The sequence below is a fragment of the Flavivirga eckloniae genome, assembly GCF_002886045.1.
Lineage (GTDB): Bacteria > Bacteroidota > Bacteroidia > Flavobacteriales > Flavobacteriaceae > Flavivirga > Flavivirga eckloniae.
In genome coordinates this window covers 2,402,494-2,422,225 of the sequence record NZ_CP025791.1, presented here as the reverse complement: position 1 = coordinate 2,422,225, position 19,732 = coordinate 2,402,494, and the positions used below count along the sequence as shown (strand labels likewise).

General features: G+C 33.3%; 15 protein-coding genes. 5 read left to right on the top strand and 10 right to left on the bottom strand.

What is annotated here, in order from left to right; all coding sequences use genetic code 11:
• Positions 1-78: 78 nt before the first annotated feature.
• The 5 genes from C1H87_RS09850 to C1H87_RS09830 form a co-directional block, all read right to left on the bottom strand.
• Positions 79-519, bottom strand: a complete 441-nt coding sequence (locus C1H87_RS09850; RefSeq protein ID WP_102755641.1) for a nitrous oxide reductase accessory protein NosL — start codon at positions 517-519, stop codon at positions 79-81.
• Positions 520-609: 90 nt separating this feature from the next.
• Positions 610-1,206 (bottom strand): hypothetical protein, encoded by a 597-nt coding sequence (locus tag C1H87_RS09845; protein ID WP_102755640.1) that lies wholly within the window; start codon positions 1,204-1,206, stop codon positions 610-612.
• Positions 1,207-1,522: 316 nt separating this feature from the next.
• Positions 1,523-3,487, bottom strand: a complete 1,965-nt coding sequence (gene nosZ, locus C1H87_RS09840) for a Sec-dependent nitrous-oxide reductase (RefSeq protein ID WP_102755639.1) — start codon at positions 3,485-3,487, stop codon at positions 1,523-1,525.
• Between the two features lie 28 nt (positions 3,488-3,515).
• Positions 3,516-4,085, bottom strand: a complete 570-nt coding sequence (locus C1H87_RS09835) for a fasciclin domain-containing protein (RefSeq protein ID WP_102755638.1) — start codon at positions 4,083-4,085, stop codon at positions 3,516-3,518.
• A 109-nt stretch (positions 4,086-4,194) separates the two neighbouring features.
• Complete coding sequence (locus C1H87_RS09830; protein ID WP_102755637.1) at positions 4,195-4,695, bottom strand: c-type cytochrome; 501 nt, start codon at positions 4,693-4,695, stop codon at positions 4,195-4,197.
• A gap of 123 nt (positions 4,696-4,818) precedes the next feature.
• On the opposite strand from C1H87_RS09830, the gene C1H87_RS09825 reads away from it, so the two are divergent.
• Complete coding sequence (locus tag C1H87_RS09825) at positions 4,819-5,250, top strand: RrF2 family transcriptional regulator (RefSeq protein WP_102755636.1); 432 nt, start codon at positions 4,819-4,821, stop codon at positions 5,248-5,250.
• A 14-nt stretch (positions 5,251-5,264) separates the two neighbouring features.
• Here the strand turns inward: C1H87_RS09825 and C1H87_RS09820 are convergent, their stop codons facing one another.
• Positions 5,265-5,687 (bottom strand): alpha-ketoglutarate decarboxylase, encoded by a 423-nt coding sequence (locus C1H87_RS09820; RefSeq protein ID WP_233783415.1) that lies wholly within the window; start codon positions 5,685-5,687, stop codon positions 5,265-5,267.
• 266 nt (positions 5,688-5,953) lie between these two features.
• Here C1H87_RS09820 and C1H87_RS09815 point away from each other — a divergent pair, with 266 nt between their 5' ends.
• From C1H87_RS09815 to C1H87_RS09800, 4 genes are all read left to right on the top strand, one after another.
• Complete coding sequence (locus C1H87_RS09815) at positions 5,954-8,695, top strand: 2-oxoglutarate dehydrogenase E1 component (RefSeq protein WP_102755635.1); 2,742 nt, start codon at positions 5,954-5,956, stop codon at positions 8,693-8,695.
• A gap of 46 nt (positions 8,696-8,741) precedes the next feature.
• Positions 8,742-9,950 carry a 2-oxoglutarate dehydrogenase complex dihydrolipoyllysine-residue succinyltransferase gene (gene odhB, locus C1H87_RS09810; RefSeq protein WP_102755634.1) on the top strand — a complete coding sequence of 403 codons (1,209 nt, stop codon included), beginning with the start codon at positions 8,742-8,744 and terminating at the stop codon, positions 9,948-9,950.
• A gap of 726 nt (positions 9,951-10,676) precedes the next feature.
• Positions 10,677-11,330 carry a helix-turn-helix domain-containing protein gene (locus tag C1H87_RS09805; protein WP_158655176.1) on the top strand — a complete coding sequence of 218 codons (654 nt, stop codon included), beginning with the start codon at positions 10,677-10,679 and terminating at the stop codon, positions 11,328-11,330.
• 167 nt (positions 11,331-11,497) lie between these two features.
• Positions 11,498-12,817, top strand: a complete 1,320-nt coding sequence (locus tag C1H87_RS09800; RefSeq protein WP_102755632.1) for a carboxypeptidase-like regulatory domain-containing protein — start codon at positions 11,498-11,500, stop codon at positions 12,815-12,817.
• A gap of 516 nt (positions 12,818-13,333) precedes the next feature.
• Here C1H87_RS09800 and C1H87_RS09795 read toward each other — a convergent pair.
• The 4 genes from C1H87_RS09795 to C1H87_RS09780 are packed head-to-tail and all read right to left on the bottom strand — an operon-like array spanning position 13,334 to position 19,018.
• Positions 13,334-13,966, bottom strand: a complete 633-nt coding sequence (locus C1H87_RS09795) for a response regulator (RefSeq protein ID WP_102755631.1) — start codon at positions 13,964-13,966, stop codon at positions 13,334-13,336.
• Positions 13,967-14,022: 56 nt separating this feature from the next.
• A complete protein-coding gene (locus tag C1H87_RS09790; RefSeq protein ID WP_102755630.1) occupies positions 14,023-14,466 on the bottom strand; it encodes a retropepsin-like aspartic protease family protein in 444 nt (147 codons plus the stop codon).
• Complete coding sequence (locus C1H87_RS09785) at positions 14,435-17,035, bottom strand: CHAT domain-containing protein (protein ID WP_102755629.1); 2,601 nt, start codon at positions 17,033-17,035, stop codon at positions 14,435-14,437. Before C1H87_RS09785 ends, C1H87_RS09790 begins: the two co-directional genes overlap by 32 nt.
• 27 nt (positions 17,036-17,062) lie before the next feature.
• Positions 17,063-19,018 carry a PKD domain-containing protein gene (locus tag C1H87_RS09780; RefSeq protein ID WP_102755628.1) on the bottom strand — a complete coding sequence of 652 codons (1,956 nt, stop codon included), beginning with the start codon at positions 19,016-19,018 and terminating at the stop codon, positions 17,063-17,065.
• Between the last annotated feature and the right edge of the window lie 714 nt (positions 19,019-19,732).

Here is a 19,732-nt window from a genome sequence, read left to right as displayed (position 1 = left end):
CTGTTTTCTACACTGGAGGTCATTCGCTCTTAAATTAGACTTAATAATAAGCTTTGTTATTAAGGACCATTTTATAAACTAGCTTTTAAAATGAGCTAATAACTCGTTCCAATTATATAGTTTTCCTCCTTTTTCTGCTTGAGTTTTTTTAGCATCTTCTTCAGATTTAAAAGCCGATAGAAATGCACCCATGGGACTGGGTATGTTTTTGCTTATTAAGAACGTGGCTTGTGTAGCGTCTATTAACGCTTCGGGTTCTTTATAGTTATTGGATAAATAGAGTTGGATTTCGGATGAGTCAAATTCATCAATGAAATTAACCATGCATTCTGTAGCATCGAATTTATATACTTTGCCTTTTGTTGTAACGATTTCTGCGGCATGAACTTTGTCTACGATAGTCATTTTACAAAAATGACAACCATCATTTCCATAATCAATAGCCTGTGGTTTAATATTACAGCTAAAGCATAGCAGCAGCAATAATGATATTGTTGAATAGCGTTTTAGTGTTTTCATGTTTTAGTGTTTTTATCCCTAAGTCTTTCCAAAGAAAAGGGACTTTACACTTTAACAATTGGTGTTTAATACCTTTCCTTTAGTAAGCGTTTAGGAAGTAATTCTTTTATTGTTCTTCTTTCCAATTAAATAGGCTATAAAAGAAGCTGCAATTCCTAATCCTAAGAAAAATGCACCTAGTCTTGGGTAAGAATGCGCTCTAAAATTTAAAATGTCTTTACTTCCAAATAGAGGGGGTTGGAACCCCATAACGCTTCCATCTGGGTTTGTAAATTTCATTATGGCTTTAGGATCTAGATCATGGCCATAGTCGTATTCCCATAGGTAAAAATCGTAAAGCCCAGCGCTGCTTAAAATAATCATTAAAACAAACCATGATAAGAACCATTTATAATTGCCTTTAAGGGCTATGATTAACCCCAAAATGCTTGTAACAATAATTCCAATAGGGAAAATTTTAAATTCGGGAATTGCTTCGGGTATGTATTTCATTCCCACGTAATGGTTCATTAAATTAATGTTTTTAATGTCGTGAGGGTGTACATCAGAAAAATCATTAATATGAATATACATTCCTAACGGAATAGGGTATTGTGGTGCTTCCAGCGTTATTTTCCAAAGCGGAAAAAAGAATAATCCCAGTGGTAATAATGCTGCAATTAGCATGATGATATTTGACCTTTTCATCTTTATAATTCCTATGAAAATAGGAATCTCTTTTTTAGTTATACTATTAATCCTTTAAGATATTACTCTTATTTTTTTACTCAAGAGTATTGAACATTCAAATATTTGGACAAATATTTTAAGATTCCTGCCTTCGCCTCGACTACGCTCGGCGACTGTATTTCGACTGCTTCAAAATGACAATTCAAGGACTTTTTTAGACAGCAGCTTCTTTAGTGTTTTAAAAAGAAAGGCGAGAGCGAAGTGGATTACTCTCGCCTTAAATTAGGAAAATAAACACTAAAACAAAATTTCCCTAAAGTCATTAACCAATTAATTATTCAATGTCTTCACCAAGCGACCATTTTAATGGTGTGTTGGCATTTGCAGGAGATACACGAACATATCCTTGCATTTCCTGATGTAATGCCGAACAGAAATCTGTACAATAGAAGGGCCATACACCTATTTCTTTTGGTTCCCATAAGAAGGTTTCGGTTTGCCCCGGCATAATTAGCAGTTCTGAGGTGTTAGCCCCAATCATACTTACACCGTGAGGTACATCGTAATCTTGTTCTAAATTTGTTATATGAAAATATACTTTGTCTCCAACTTTTATGCCTTCAATATTATCTGGTGCAAAGTGGCTACGTATTGTGGTCATGTAAATATGAACGACATTGCCGTCTCTAACAACTTTTGTATCTGCTTCGTTTAAAGTAGCGTACGGATGCTTGTTTTCTTCTAGTTTAAAAAGCTTTTTAGAGCGTGGTTTTATTAAGTCTGCAGGACATCCGGCAGCATAGTGAGGCTCTCCAACTGTTGGGAAATCCAATAATAACTCCATTTTCTCTCCAGAAATATCGTAAAGCTGAGCAGATTGTGTTACTTCTGGACCTGTTGGTAAATAACGGTCTTTAGTAATCTTATTCATGGCTACTACATATTTACCGAATGGTTTTTGTGAGTTTCCTCCTGGAATCATTAGATGACCAACAGAATAGTAGCAAGGTTGTCTGTCTACAACTTCCCAAGTGCCTAGTTTCCATTTTACAACTTCGGAAGAAATAAAGAAGGTGGTATATGCATTTCCTTTGCCATCAAATTCTGTATGTAAAGGGCCTAAACCTGGTTGTTCTACAACACCTGCTAACACATCTTCGAAATTTAAGATAGGAATACCATAGGCATCTCCAGCTACTTTATTGTTTTCGATAGCATCTAACATTTTAGTAAACGAGTGTACTGTTAAGTTTGCAGATAGTTTACCGTTACCAACAATATATTCACCAGAAGGATCAACATCACAACCGTGTGGAGATTTTGGTGTTGGTAAGAAATAAACAGCGCCAGGAACGTCTAACGGATTTACAACACGTACTTCTTTTTTCATTGTTGACGTTGCGGTATGAGTTGCTTCGTCGTATATGTTGTGAGCATACTTAGTTGGCATCATAGTACCACCACCGTTGTTTACATATTCTTCAATCTTTTTCCAGTTAACAGCGGCAATAAAATCTTTGTCATTTTGAGATGCATTTACTTCCATTAGCGTACTTGCTTCTTCTGTATTGTAAGTTGTAAAGAAAAACCAACCATGAGATTTTCCACGACCAGGGTGTGATAAATCGTAATCGAAACCAGGCATTATTAATTGGAATTTAATATCCATATGACCGTGTTCCGGATCTATAGATATAAAAGATAAAGATCCTTTAAAGTTTCCTTTGTAATCTTTAATTGGCATATCCTTTTGCGGAATAGGTACAGAGAAACGCGTACCTGCTACAACATATTCTGAGTTTTCTGTTACGAAAGAAGAACTATGGTTACCAGCACTATTTGGAACTTCAATAATTTCTGCAGTTTCGAAAGTAGATAAATCTATTCTTGCAATACGTGGTGTGTTATTACCATTAATAAATACCCAACGCCCATCTATTACCCCATTAGTTTGAGAAATGTCTGGATGGTGAGAATCGTCCCAAGGCACAAAACCATGAGAGGTATTTAACATAGGTTTTGTTTCTTCATTATACCCATAAGCTTTTTCGGCATCTTGTGAGAATACAGGTATTACTTTAAATAAACGTCCGGAAGGTAACCCGTAAACAGAAAGCTGTCCGCTAAATCCGCCGGATATAAAGGCGTAAAATTCGTCGTGTTCTCCAGGAGCCACATAAACCTTTTCTGCGGCACTACTAGAAAGCGCTCCAGAATTAGATTTTGATGCGTCATTACAACTTGTAAATGCTACAAGAACACTTAATAATGCAACAGTTGATTTTAAAATATTTTTCATTGTCCTTTAAATTTAGTTAGTGTTTTAGTTATTCCGTAGGGGGTAATAATACTTTGTCTATAACATGTACAATACCATTACCTGCTGGTACACTTGCAATAATTTTAGCACCGCCAATTAGTGGTTCTCCGTCTACAACTTCTACTTTCACATAGCCATTGTTGGCTTGTCCTAACTTTTTAAACTTTTTAAGAAAATCCTTTGAGTAGTTTCCAGGAGTTACGTGGTATTTTAAAATATTAGCTAAAGCGTCTTTGTTTTCTGGTTTTAACAAATTTTCTACAGTACCTTCAGGTAAAGCAGCAAAGGCCTCGTTTGTTGGTGCAAATACCATTAGTGGTCCGGCATTTACCAAAGCATTTTCAAGTTCTGCTGCTTGAACAGCTGCAACTAAAGTTGTGTGGTCTTTAGAGCCGATAGCTATGTGTAAAACAGTTGGTTTTGACTCATCGTCTTTAATAAAAGCTTGTCCGGATTTTTTTTCTGGTGTTACTTGTTCTGGTTTAGAACTCGTTGAGGTTTCTTTGTTTTCGTTTTTACAGGCTGTAAATGCTATAATGCACAGTAATGTAAGAACGATGTGCTTTAATGTTTTCATCTGTTAATATTTATTGTTAGTTAGTGGTCGGTACTGCTCATTGGCAGGTATAATTTGTATAGCAAATATTTTAAGTGTAGGGCTATTTGCTATACACAAATAAGGTTCGTTATTTTAATGTTCTAAAATATTCTAATACTGCTCTGGCATCTTCCTCAGACAGGTTTTGATTCGCCATAGGAGAACCATTAAATTCAATAAGCAATGCTTTAGCTAATGGATCTTTTTGAACCATTTCATCCGGATTCAGTATCATGTTCATAACCCATTCAGGAGAACGTCTGTCTAAAATATTTTTTGGAGAGGGTCCAATAAATTTTTTATCTGCTCTGTGGCAAGCGGTACACATTTTTTTGAATACATCTGCACCATGGGTTACCATAGTTTGGTCGATATCCGAAGGGAGCTCTAAAGATGTTATAGGACCTATACCTTTGTTTGCTAAATCTACTTTTTTAGATGCAGGTTCAGACTCAACTTTTTTTGCTTTTTGTTCTGTCGGCGCTTTTTTCTCATAAGAGAATCCTTCTTTCTTTTTTTCTTCTTTTCCGCCACAACTTATTAGCAGTGATACACATAGTGCCATTACAATGTTTAGTGCTTTTTTCATAATTGGTTTAGATTTTTGTGGTACAAATTTAAAACCCTATACACCAATAAAATATGACAAAAATCATATTAAGGACATAATTATCCTTTTTATATTTGTTTCTAAAATAATTGCTGTTAGATTATGTTATCGAATTCGTCAAAATATGCAATTAAGGCTGTATTGTTTATAGCCTTGAATGCCAGTGAAGAAAATAAGGTTATGGCTAAGGATATTTCCCAACCTATAAATGTGCCACAAGCTTATATAGCGAAATTATTACAAGAATTGGTTAAAAAGGGTATTGTGTCGTCTGTAAGAGGTCCAAAAGGAGGGTTTTATTTAGATGAAATCAATATGAACCATTCTATAATGAGTATTGTAAGCGTTATAGATGGTGAAAAAAAATTGAATTCCTGTATGATGAGCTTAGAGAAGTGTAATGAAGAAAAACCCTGTCCGTTGCATAGTATATTAGTAACCTCGAGAAGTCAGATATTGAATAGTTTAAAAAACAAAACTATAAGAGCATTGGTTGAAGAGGTTAAATTAGGGAAAGCTTTTCTTCCCTTATAGCTATAAGGTATTCTTTAAAAATAAAATCTTACGAAAGGCGCCCAAGGATCTATATAGATGCTTTTGTCTTTATCGTGTAACACGTCGTACCTTACTCCAAAGGTTACATTGCCATTTCTATATCCTGCACCTATAAATAAGGCCGGAGACCAATAGTTTTCATTAGGAGTATTTACGTTAACATTATATCGCCGGTTTACATTAAGTTGTTCGAATTCGGTAGAGAGTTGTAACACATTAATGATATTGAATAGACCGATTATACTACCTCCTAAAATTGTTGATTTGTAAACATTTTTTTGATTGTCGAAAGTTCCATTAAGACCTAAGCCTGCGGCAAAAGTTTCATCAAACTTATAAATAGCACTGGGAGCTAGAGTTGCGCTAAAAAAAACCGTCACCAAAACCCAGTCCAATACCACCACCAAAGCGAACATGGCTCCAAAAATAACTGTTCTTTTGTTGTGCTATTCCATGGTTTATACCAAAAAACATAAATAGCATAATTAAGATTATTTTTTTATTAATGTTATAGAATGTCTTCATCAAAATTAAAAATCATTAAAAAATTAACAGGTAATAGTAGATATTCATTAAAAGCAAATGATGCAGTTATAAATATAGTCAAAGAAACATCTAATTTTAGTAAAAGTTGTATTTTTGGGGAATATTTTGACTAACCTATAGGGGATTAAAAATAGCAATGGATAAATTTTCATTTTTAAACGCAGCACATACAGCATATTTTGCTGATTTATACGATCAATATTTACAAAATCCCGATGCGGTAGAACCTAGTTGGAGAGCTTTTTTTCAAGGGTATGATTTTGGTAGTGAGAACTATGGATTAAACGGAGAGATTGTAGAAGGTGTTTCTACTCAAATCCCTGAAAAGGTTCATAAAGAGTTCAATGTCGTTAGGCTTATTGATGGATACAGAATGCGAGGTCATTTGTTTACCAAAACAAATCCTGTAAGAACACGTAGAAGTTATTCACCAACTTTAGATTTAGAAAATTTCGATTTGCACGAAAACGATTTAGATACTGTTTTCAATGCTGGAGATATTCTGGGTATTGGTGCAAAGACGTTACGTGAAATAATTAGTCATCTAGAAAGGATTTATTGTGATTCTATAGGTGTTGAGTACATGTATTTGCGTAATCCAGAGGTTATTAAATGGTGGCAAGAACGTCTTAATAAAAATGATAATCACCCTCAGTACTCGGTTGAAACTAAAAAATATATTTTATCTAAATTAAATCAGGCCGTTACGTTCGAAAACTTTTTGCAAACCAAATATGTGGGGCAGAAACGTTTTTCTTTAGAAGGAGGAGAATCTTTAATACCAGCCATTAGTAATGTACTTTTTTATTCGGTAGAAAAATACGGTGTAAAAGAGTGTGTTTTAGGAATGGCGCATCGTGGACGTTTAAGTACGTTGGTTAATATTTTTAGAAAACCATTACATGAACTTTTTAGTGAGTTTGAAGGTAAAGATTTTGAGGATGCAAATATTGATGGGGATGTTAAATACCATCTAGGACTAACATTAGATAAAACTTACCAAAACGGTAAGGACATAAAAATGAATTTGGTTCCTAACCCATCACATTTAGAAACTGTGGCTCCAGTTGCAGAGGGTATTACACGTGCTAAAATTGATAGCGATTATGATGGTGACAATTCAAAAATAGTACCCATTATAGTACATGGAGATGCTGCCATTGCTGGACAAGGGGTGGCTTATGAAGTAAGTCAGATGAGTCAGTTAAATGGCTATAAAACTGGAGGTACTATTCATATTGTAGTTAACAACCAAGTTGGTTTTACGACCAATTATTTAGATGCGCGATCTAGTACGTATTGTACCGATGTTGCCAAAGTAACTTTATCGCCGGTTTTACATGTTAATTCCGATGATGCTGAAGCTGTTGTACATGCTGTGGAGATGGCCTTGGAATATAGAATGCACTATAAAAAAGATGTGTATATCGATTTATTAGGATATCGTAAGTATGGTCATAATGAGGGTGACGAACCCCGTTTTACACAGCCAAACTTATATAAATACATATCAAAACACCCTAATCCCTTTAAAATATACTCCGACAGATTAATTGCCGAGAATACTGTAGATAAAGCTTATGTAGATAAGATTGTTGCAGATTTTAAAGAAACGTTGGAAAGGGAATATACGAAAGCTAAAGAAGCAAAATCTTCTAAGGTTAGGGAATTTATGCAAGAGCGATGGAAAGCATTTGAACGTAAAGGTTTGGATGCCATGCTTGAACCGGCAGAAACCATGTACCCTAAGAATAAGTTAGAAGGTATTTCAAAAATAATATCAACAGTTCCGGAAGGGGTTAAGTTTTTACGTAAAGCGGAAAGAATTCTTGATGGACGTAAAAAGATGGCTTTTGAAACAGACACTCTCGATTGGGGAATGGCCGAAACTTTAGCTTATGGTAGTTTAATGGAAGAGGGCTTTAATGTGCGTATTTCGGGACAGGATGTAGAGCGTGGAACGTTTAGCCATCGTCATGCTATTTTGCGTGATGAAATATCGGAAGAACGTATTAACTTATTAAATACAAACCCTGAAAATAAAGGGGAAATGCATATCTACAATTCCTTTTTATCTGAATATGGCGTACTTGGATTCGATTATGGTTATGCCATGGCTAATCCGAATACATTAACCATATGGGAAGCCCAGTTTGGTGATTTTAGTAATGGAGCTCAAATTATTTTCGACCAATATTTATCGGCAGCAGAGGATAAATGGAAAGCACAAAATGGAATAGTAGTTTTATTACCTCATGGATATGAAGGGCAAGGATCTGAGCATTCATCGGCTAGAATAGAACGTTATTTACAATTGTGTGGTATGGATAATATGATTGTTGCAGATTGTACTACGCCAGCAAACTTTTTCCACCTGTTGCGTCGTCAAATGAAACGAGATTTTAGAAAACCATTGGTTGTATTTACACCAAAGAGTTTATTGCGTCATCCAAAAGCAGTATCGTCTATGGATGAATTGGCAACTGGTAAATTTGAAGAAGTTATTGATGATACGATTGCCCCTAAAAACGTAAAAAAACTGGTTTTCTGTACTGGTAAATTCTATTACGATTTATTGGCAGCAAGAGAATCATTGCAAAGAGAGGATGTTGCATTGGTAAGAATTGAGCAATTGTTCCCATTACATTTAGAAAGTATACAGAAGGTTATTGATAGGTATCCAAATGTAGAAAAGTATGTTTGGGCACAAGAAGAGCCTAGAAATATGGGAGCTTGGAGTTTTATGGCTCAACGTATGGATTTGGTTAAGTTAGAAGTAGCATCCAGACCGTATAATTCGGTGCCAGCACCAGGGTCGAGTACGCGAGATAAGAGAAGACAGCAATCTGTAATCGATTCGGTTTTCAGTATCGACTAAAAAATATTAAAGAGAAACAATTCACATACAATTAAAATTATAAAGAATGATTTTAGAAATGAAAGTGCCTTCGCCGGGGGAATCCATTACAGAAGTGGAAATAGCTACATGGTTAGTAGAAGAGGGAGATTATGTTGAGAAAGATCAGGCTATAGCAGAGGTAGATAGTGATAAAGCAACATTGGAATTACCAGCAGAGGTTAGCGGAACTATTACGTTTAAAGCAGAAGAGGGTGATGCTGTAGAGGTTGGAGCTGTTGTTTGTTTAATCGATACAAGTGCAGAAAAACCTGAAGGAGGTGCGCCTAAAGCAGAGAGCAAAGAAGAAGCTCCAAAAACTGAAACACCAAAAGCTGCTGTTCCTGAAGCCAAAACATATGCTACAGGTTCGGCAAGTCCAGCTGCTAAAAAGATTTTAGCAGAAAAAGGTATAGAAGCGGCTTCCATTTCTGGAACAGGAAAAGATGGTAGGGTCACTAAAGAAGATGCTATAAATGCTGTGCCTTCTATGGGAACTCCAACTGGAGGAAATAGAGGTACATCACGAAGTAAAATGTCTATGTTACGTCGTAAGGTAGCAGAGCGTTTGGTTGAGGCTAAAAATACCACAGCCATGTTAACGACCTTTAACGAGGTAGACATGTCTCCGATTTTTGCACTACGTTCAGAATACAAAGAAACATTTAAGGCTAAACACGGTGTTGGTTTAGGTTTTATGAGTTTCTTTACATTAGCCGTAGTTAGAGCATTAAAAATGTATCCAGCGGTAAATTCAATGATCGATGGAAAGGAAATGATAAGTTATGACTTTTGTGATATTAGTATCGCTGTTTCCGGACCTAAAGGATTGATGGTTCCTGTAATGCGAAATGCAGAGAATTTAAGTTTTAGAGGTGTTGAGGCCGAAGTGAAACGTTTGGCTATTCGTGCCCGGGATGGACAAATTACGGTTGATGAAATGACTGGGGGAACATTTACAATATCTAATGGAGGTGTATTTGGTAGTATGTTATCTACCCCAATTATTAATCCACCACAAAGTGGTATTTTAGGAATGCATAATATTGTAGAGCGTCCGGTTGCGATTGATGGCAAAGTAGAAATACGTCCAATTATGTATGTAGCGCTTTCTTACGACCATAGAATTATTGATGGTAAAGAAAGTGTAGGGTTTTTAGTTGCTGTAAAAGAGGCTTTAGAAAATCCTGTAGAATTGTTAATGGATAATGATGTTAAGAAAGCGTTAGAACTCTAATACTTTTGTAATATAAAGAATAAAAGACACCTCCAATAGGGGTGTTTTTTATTGCTCAATATTTAAATGTTGTTCGATGATTTTTCTTTTGTTTTTAGAATAATAACAAGGAAATTTAGCTGACGAATATATGATAAAGTTTAAAAGTTGTTTATTAAACTATTTGAAATTGATACATTTTTGATACTTTAACACGTATAAATCCATTTTTTATATTTTTATGCAAATGTATAAGTCTGGAAAAATCATTAATTAAAACCTGTTGTATTTTTGAATTTTACTCTGATTGATATCATTCATATTCTTTCAATTTTTATACAAATTCCATTAATTATCGTCTTATTGTATAAAGGATATCGTTTAATCTCAAACAGGTTAATGGTTTTCTTTTTTTTTGCTCAAATTTTGAGTTCGTTAGAGGTGTTATGTTGGTTACATTTTGATTTCACATTCAAACCTTATCCTTTTTTAGCATATATCTCTTATCCTTTTTTCTTAGTTTGGGGACCGTGTATTTATTTATACATAAAGTCAGAAACAACTAATAACTTTAAATTTAAAAGGATATACTTACTCCATTACCTTCCTTTTATTTTAATAGCTATATATTCTATTTCCTTTTTTCACTTTGAATCCATAGAGGAAAAAAGACGAATTCTTTATTCTAAAGAAGTATTAAGTTTTTCCTTTAGAAAAGCGCTTAGTGTATTTATTGCTATTCAGGTTATGACATATAATATTCTTTCCATTTTTGCTTTGGAGCATTTTGCTAAAAAAAATGAGCTAAAAACAGCTCTCATTAAAACAAAAATAAAATGGAATAGATTTATTATTTATGGTTATTTTGTCGCTTGCATTTGTAATAATATAGCGGGCGTTATTTATTTTACTTCTGGATATAAAGAAACAACAACCTATCAATATGCTACTGCCATTTTATTCTTTTCATATTTTACTGTGATACTAATTAGAGCTCTCGTGGGATCCCATTTTGGAGAGCAGATAAAAATATCCAAAGCATCATCGTTTTCGAAAGAAGAGTTAAACAGGTTAAAGACCAGATTGGAGTTCCTCATGAATGATCAAAAACCTTTTTTGCAATTTAGCTTGACCTTATCTGAATTAGCCTCGAGAATGGAAATAAAAGAAAGGCAATTGTCACAATTTATTAACTCATATTATAAAATGTCCTTTCAGGATTATATCAATACTTATCGTATAGATGAAGCTAAAAGTTTAATTGAGCAATACAGACATTCGGGAAAAACTATTTTAGAAATTGTTTACGAATCTGGTTTCAATTCTAAAAGCGCCTTTAATTTTGCATTTAAAAAGCATACACAAACCACACCCACCAACTATAAAAAAACACTTCAATAAGAAGCGTATAGAAGTATTTGTTCTTTTTTAGGTTTTTATAAAAGCTGAATTAGATACCTGAAAAAATGAGTCCTGTTTCATGAAACCGCACATTTTTACAACAATACTTATGTTAATTTACTAGTAATCAAAAAGTAAAACATAATATTAATTAAAAGCAAAAACACATGAAACCGCTTCATTTTTTCTACTTTAAAAGAAACCTTACTATGTTCTTGGTCTTTACATTATTATTAAGTGTAAATCAAACCATTTATTCACAAGACACCAAAGAGTTAAATAATCATTACAATCAATATAAAGGCAAAGTCATAGACCAAAACTCAAAAAAACCTTTAGTTTTGGCTACCTTGTCTATTCGAGGCACTAACATTACTACTGTTACCAATGCAGAAGGTAAGTTTTTATTAAAAGTTCCAAAGAATATAAATGAAAGTAATGTTGTTATATCCTCTTTAGGTTATGAGAATAAGGAGATTTCTTTAAGACAACTTAAAGCTTCTAAAAATAATATTGGATTAGAAGTGCATATAACCGAATTAAGTGAAATAAACATTGAAACTATCAAGAACGCAAGTGAATTAGTTCGGGAAACTTTAAAGAAAAAGGGCGAAAATTATTTTAGCGATCCCACCTTAATGACAGCCTTTTACAGAGAAACAATAAAAAAAAGGAAAAAGAATATATCGCTTTCAGAGGCGGTAGTAAATATTTATAAGGCGCCTTACAAGTCTCAAAAAAGGGATAAACTAAAGCTGTATAAATCCAGAAAGAGTTCGAACTACAAAAAACTTGACACATTAGCACTAAAATTACAAGGGGGGCCTTTTAATACAGTATATTTGGATATTATGAAGTATCCTGAATATATTTTTACTGATGGATTGCTAAATGATTATGTATTCAGGCTCGATCATTCTACAAAAATAAATAACAGGCTTATTTATGTAATAAATTTTGAACAAAAAGAAGATGTTAAAAAGCCTCTTTACAAAGGTCAATTATTTATTGATGCTGAAAAAAAGATCCTTACAAGCGCTATTTATTCATTGAATATAACAGATAAAAAAGAAGCAGCTCGAATACTTGTTAGAAAAAAACCCACGCGAGCAGATGTTTGGCCTAAAGAAGTGGCATACCGTGTAGATTATCTTGAAAAAAATAATAAATGGTATTATGGTTATAGTAAACTTTTATTAGAGTTTAAAGTAAATTGGGATTACAAGTTATTTAATTCGGTTTATAGTATGGTGTGCGAAATGGCTGTTACAGATTGGGAGAAGAATATAAATGAAAGTGTTCCAAAATATAAAGACAGAATTAAGCCTTCAATAATAATGATTGAAAAGTCTATCGGATTTTCAGATCCAAATTTCTGGGGTGCGTATAATATTATAGAACCTGATAAGTCTATCAATTTCGCAATTAAAAAAATACAGAAGCAATTAAAGAAAGCCAAATTAAAAAGAACTGCTCTTGCAAAATAAATTTAAAACTACTTATAGGTTTTTAAATATAGAAGGGGCTATTAATAAGATTATTAATAGCCCCTTTTGGATTAACTAAATATAATTCAAGTGTAAAAAAACATTAACTGAAGCACATAACTAGGTTTATTGAAATGACAACAACTACCAGGACACCTAATCCTATCATACAGTATTTGTCAAGAATATCATTATCTTTTTCCATCATTATAACTTTAAAATTTTCCCTTTAAAATGTTTAGATTAAAAACTCTGCGCTTATTTAGCGCAGAGCCTTTAGGATAATTCTCTCTCTCAAAGAATTAATTAATAGCAGTGTAAAGGTATGTTGTGATAACGAAATAAAAAATAAGCAGTTCTACGTATTTTTCAATTTACAATAGGGTTTATAAAATGCGAAAGCCCTAAATATATACATATTTAGAGCCTTCTATAATTCTCCCTAAGAACTAATTAATAGCTCCGTAAAGGTAAGTTGTATTTGTGAGAAAAAAAATACGCACTTCTACGTATTTTTTAAAGATGGTTTTTATTTAAGTTAGCCCAAATTGAAAGTGATGTAGGTTTATTATCCAAGCCCAATTTGGCTACGATGTTACTTCGGTGCTTATCTACAGTACGAACAGAAATTGATAGGTCTTCTGCAATATCATGGCTTGTTTTGCTTTCAGAAATAAGCTTTACTATTTTAAGTTCAGACTTGGTTAACGAATTTATTACCTCGGGTCTTTGCGCTAAGTTGCTTGCATTTAAATAAGAAGCTATTTCTTCACTAAAATAGGGCGTGCCATTTATAACATGTTCAATACAAGTTTCAATTTCTTCAATGGCAAATTCTTTTAAAATGTATCCAAAAACATTAAATTCTTTTGCTTTATCGTATAACTCCTCTTCTTTATCAAAGGTAATAAGGATAACTTTAGTATTTAAATGGTTTTTTTTACAAGCCTCTGCGATTTCCAAACCTGTTCTGTGAGGCATTCTTATATCTAGAACAGCTATGTCTGGTTTTAGTTTTACTATAAGATTGTAGGCTGCATTGCCATCCTGGGCACTTCCTATGATGTTATAGCCCTTAGAAGTTAAAAAATCAGTTAAACCCCTTAACATTAATGGATGATCGTCAGCAATTACTATTGAAGTATTCATTACCTGAGGAGAATTGAAATGCTATTAATTAAAGTATAAGTTTTGTTTAGATCTGTTTATAATTTTAAATATAGATATTTCTTTTCATAATCTATTATGGCTTTAGCTTTTTTTAAGATATCCGCGCCTATTATCCCATCTACAGGCTTAGAATTGTGGTTTATTAGCGCTGTATTTACATGCGTGAGGTTAAACAAAACCAAAACAACCTTATTGCGTTTCCACTTTCCAATTTTCACTTTGTTCTTTTTAGACATTTTGGTTTCCATGTCTACAGCACCTGCGCCAGCAGCTTTAATAATGGAGTCTTCGGTTTTAAGTTTAAATGTTTCGATGGCTTCAAAACCTACACAAGAGTTTGATGCTCCGGTATCTAAAATAAATAATCCTTTATGGCCATTTATAGTTGCTTTTATTTCAAAATGATTTGTTTTAGTAAGATGCAATTTTACTTTAACATATCCTTTTTCATTTAGAAACTCCTGTAGTGTTTTTTCCATAAGGTTTTTTTATTCTCAGCAGTAAAAATAATACAATCAAGACTATTAATAGGCCAATAAGACCATAAATTAATTTACTGTTATTAACGTTGGCAGGTTGTGTTAATTGACCATAATATACAAATGCTCCCCAGTAATAAGGAGATTTTTTTATGTTGCTAATAGAGTCGTCTTTTAAATAATCTATTTTTGATTGTTGATTTGCAATATTAGCAGACAGATTATCGCTATAATGTTTATAAAAGGATTGCATAATTTGTGAGGTGGATAAATCGTTTATTTGCCATAAAGAAAATAATACGTTTTGTGCACCGGCGTATTGAAAGCCTCTGGCTATACTCATAGCACCTTCTCCTTTAAACCGTTTCCCAACACCCGTTTCGCAGGCACTCAGTACAACAAGGTTAGCATTTAAGTTAAGGCTATAGAGTTCATTTAGAAACATGGTCTCTTTAAAAAACGCTATACTTGCCGAGATTGAAGCGTTGCCACTGTTGGCGTGGGTAGACAAATGTAAAATGCTATAGTCTGGACTATTTTTAATAAAGGTTTCTTTGGTTGCTTTATTCTTTAAAAAAAGGTTGGAATGCATTTCTTCTTTTATAGCATTAGCCTCATCGATAGAGTAAATTAAACTGTTTTTTGTTTTTTCGAATACAGGAAAGAAACCAAGGAGCTTATTGGTATTGTTTTCTACTTTTTTGTCTTTTATATAAAACGCTGCACTTGTATTGTAAATAACATGTTGCTTCTGTACAACGAATGGCATTTTTGAAAAATTCTTTGTATTTGTTTTCTCTGTTAGTAAAGCTTCAAAAGGAATAAAATTTAATAACCCATCTGGAATAATAATTGTGTTTTTATAGGCTGCCGTTTTTCCAAAGTTTAAAGTGTTGTAAAGGGTAAGGGCTAGGGTGGTAAACGTATTTATGTTATCATTTATTATGGATGGTTCGTCAAATAAATGAATGAAGTCTATAATGCATTTTTGTGTAGTTTCGTTCAAATTAATCTTATTGAGATTAATACGGTTATCATCTATTATAAATTGATAGATGTTTTTTTGTCCATAAAAGTATTCAATCAAGACGGCTTCATCTTTTATGAGTTTATGTTGTATGTCATCAACCGAGAAATTAGTATTATTTAACTCGGGGTATTTTTTAGTTATAACTTCCTTAAGTGTTTTTAGTTTAATACTTACAGCATTTAAATCTGAGCTTAGGGTCGTAATTATTGATGCTTGCGAATTGCCTAATTGCTCATTTATTAAACGATTGGTTATTTTTTCCTGTTCTTTAAGTAAATAGGCTTCTTTAAGGAGTAAACTATCATTCGGGTATTGGCTTAAGAGTGTTTTTTTAGTGGCTTTCTCTTTTAAAACTCCCGATTTGTTTAATTCTGCATATTGAAAAGCGGTAAATAAAAGTGTGTCGTTTTTGGTGTTTTGGTATACGTCAAAAATAATATCGATACATTTTTCGCTGCGAATTCTGTTGGTTGCCTGATTCGATATTTTGTTTTCTTGGGAGGTCCAGTTGCTCTCTAATAATTGCGATACATAAAAGCTTAAGTTATAGCAATGAAGTGCCGATTTATAATCTTCTTGTAGCGTGGCGTAGAAATCAAAAATATCTATAAAGGTATTTTCGGCATACAGGCTGTTTTTATTGGGGAATTCTGTAGGTTTAATATTGGGTAATAAGGTTTTGAGAGCTAAATTAAGACTGTTTTTCGTCTCCTTTAATTTGTTTAATAGTTTGTAAAGTTGAGCTTCTTCTAAGTAAAGTTTGGCAAGTTTTCTTCGGGACAAGCTGTCTTGAGAAATATGCGTTTTGGCATTATTAAATGCTTGTAATGCTTCTTTATAATTGCCGTTTTGTAATTGAAGGATGTAAGTACTTCTAAACCTGCTGTAAGCATTGTTGTGGATTGTTTTAGGAATATCCTTAACACTGTTTATTTTATTTAATGCAATTTGACTGTCTATACGTAACTGGGCAACTTTCTGTTTTTGATACCTGTTTATGTCTTCTTTATTAAGGTAACCAGAGGTTAATTTTAATACGGTTTCATACTTCTCTAAGGTTTTATATAAAATAGATAGATTAATTATACCGCTAGCTTGATGTTTTGTATGGTTGCTCTTTTCTGCTAAGAAGATATATTGTTTTATTATATTTTCGGCATTGGTATAATCGCCTGTTTTAGTATATAAATTCCCCAGAGGAATAAAGCAGCTTTCAATAATATCGAAATCGGAAAATTTAGAGAGTTCGTTTGTTTTAAAACGATTCAGGGCATTTTCAAAGGTTGTTATAGCATCTTTTAATTGCGAGTTCTTCTCTAAGTAAAACCCTTTATGGCATTGCAAAAAAACAAGAGCTAGTTGTTCATCCTTACTTTTTACCTGTTTCTTGAATTGGGCTTCATGCGTACTTAAAAGTTTTAGGGATGCATTATTTTTGTTGTTAATAAATGTTTCGGCAGCTGCGTATATAGCTTCTTCTAAATTTTGAGAAAAAGTAGTTCCATAAATTAAAAAGAAAATTAAGCTTAGTTTTTTCATAGGAGTGAGCCACCAATATGGTTAGCTTCAAAATTTCCAAATGGCATAAAACTGCCAGTAATTAAAATTGTCTTTAAAATTCATAATATAACGCGCCCCTAAACTTGGACCAATTCTAGCAAAGCCAGCAGTCGCTTCAAATAATAAACCTGTTCTTAAATTAGTAAAAGAATTGGTTGTGCTGGTGTTATCTGTAATGGTATTAAAAACAAAACCACCGGGTTCTTGACCTTCGAATTGCTCTATAAGAGAGGTTTGACTTTGTTTTTCGCTTAACGATATGGTGTTTTGAAAACCTGCGCCTAAACCAATGTAATTGTTGACATTATAGCGAATTAAGACCGGAATATCCCAATCGATATTCTCATAAGAGATATCGGTGGTGGTACGCTGAAAAAAGCGAAGCCCTTGAGGACCTTGAACAAATTCATCTAATATATTGGTTTGCGCATCATAGTTATGCAGGTTATTCATTAATTCTATTTGCCAATACCATCTATATGATTTATACGGGGACAGTGTGGCTCCAAAAAAATAGCTTTCGGAGTTTTTTAAATCGTTAAACGAATTGTAACCTACTTTAGCTCCAATAGATATGCCTGGTATAAATCGAGTTGTTGCATAGTTTGTGATAATAGGTTCGTTTTTATCAAAAATAATAGCCGTCCTACTTTTGGTTTTTTTCTTATGAAAATCCTTGGCAAACTTAATCTTGTATTTTACAAAGCCTTTTGTGGAATCGTATTCTTTTACGTTTTTCTGTTCGCTTCCGGGCAAATAAATATTTTTAAAGGTAAAAATAGCCTGAGTGTTGGTATAGGTCGTATCTAAACAACTATACAAAACTTCCTGTTTGGGGCATATATCGCATTTAGGATACATGTCTACAACCTCTAAAGTCGATTTGTCCAGCATTTCAGGAATATCGGTTTCTAACCTTATAGTTCTAGCAGGACCTTCACCATTATTCTGAAATTTGATTTTATATTTTAAGGTTTTAAAACGAACCAATCTATAATTCATAATACTGCCATTCGATGACATTTTATTTGGATCGTGAGAGGTAACGATTTCCATTTCCATATCTTTTATTTTATGGTTATCGTAGTTGCTATCTGGTACATAAACACCTCTAACAGAAATGATGGCACTAGTATCTTTAACCATTTCCGGAGTTGTTTTTAAACTGAAAAAGATGTTGCGCTCCTTGTTGGGTTCCATGTTGTCGAATTCTAAAAGGCTCCAATCTTTATAGATAGCTTTAGATTCTGATATGGTTAAAGGCAGGTTTGTCTTTACTGTTGAGTCTTGTAATATGGCGCTTGATTTAATAATATCGTTATTAACAGAAGCTAGATAAGTCCCATCATCGTCAATATTATTTGTGTATGCAAAACTATTGGCAGAAATGCTTTTTTCGTTGTGATGTGTTCTGGTTTCTAATAATTCAAAATTATCGGCTTTATATTTAAGCTCATTATAAAACAAATATATTTTACCATTGGTCACGTATTCTTTCTCATTTTTATAGCTCATTACAACCACCATTTCCTCTTCGGGAAGTGGCTCGCGGTTACGCTTTAATATAAAGCTATCGTCCATCGAAGCAATATCATTATAGTCGGTTGTAATGGAGTTAACGGCAATTTTTTTAGGTCTCGTTGTTGGAGGCTTACCGTTGTCGTAATTATTAGTAACCCATAGCTTTACTTCATACTCGCCTTTGTTTTTATATATGTGTTTTGGTTTTTCTTCGGTGCTATAATGTCCGTCGCCAAATTCCCAGAAATGTGTATAAAATGCTTTTGGTGCACCGGCTATTTGATTTAGGGCTGGTGTTTCCGGAGTGAATATTATTTCGTTTCCATTATTAATACTCTTAATAGTCGCAGTTCTTGTGAGGCTGTCGTTTACAAGCAAATGTTGAGAGTGACAGTATACAGAAATAAATAAGAGACAAATAAAAATGAATAGTTTATTCATAAATAATTATGGTTAAATAGGGTTTAAATATACAAAAAGCGTAATCTATATAGTTGTTTACTATTATTTTAGCTTAAGAGCGTGTATGAAAATTAGATGCTATAATTATAACATTAGCAATTAACATCAATAATACGATGATTACAATACTTAATATGGACATTGCTTTTTTCACAGTGTTTTTTTGTGTTTATATATAGATACAGTAGAAGGAAGTTTTGTTACCCAAATTTCACTACAAATTGTCAGTTTCGTTAAGATCCTAACTATGATTTCATTCAGATTTATTTAAAAAATGAACAAATAGAAGGACATTTAAAGGATTCCCCAATACTTGTTGGAGTTATGTTTAGCTATATTAACCAGAATATTTACAATGCATTAGTCGTGGGGTTAGATTATAATTTCGTTTACAAGAACAATACCTATAAGTAAATACTTTATCAAATACTAATTAGGGCAGGGGCGTTGAATTGCGATAAGCTTGATTTAGCATTTACGGCGGAGTTGGAAAAGAAAAAGATTGGAGCCCTTGTAGCGAGTAGTGAGCATAATATTTGGGGAAAATATGTTTCAATAAGATGCGAAAATATATTGGACACGGAAATTAATTAACGTAAATATTGCTTAAGAGTTCGGAAGTCACTTCGAGTAAAATTCTGGAAGAATTTAGCACTTCGACTACGCTCAGCGGAGCTATCGAGAAGCTTTTTT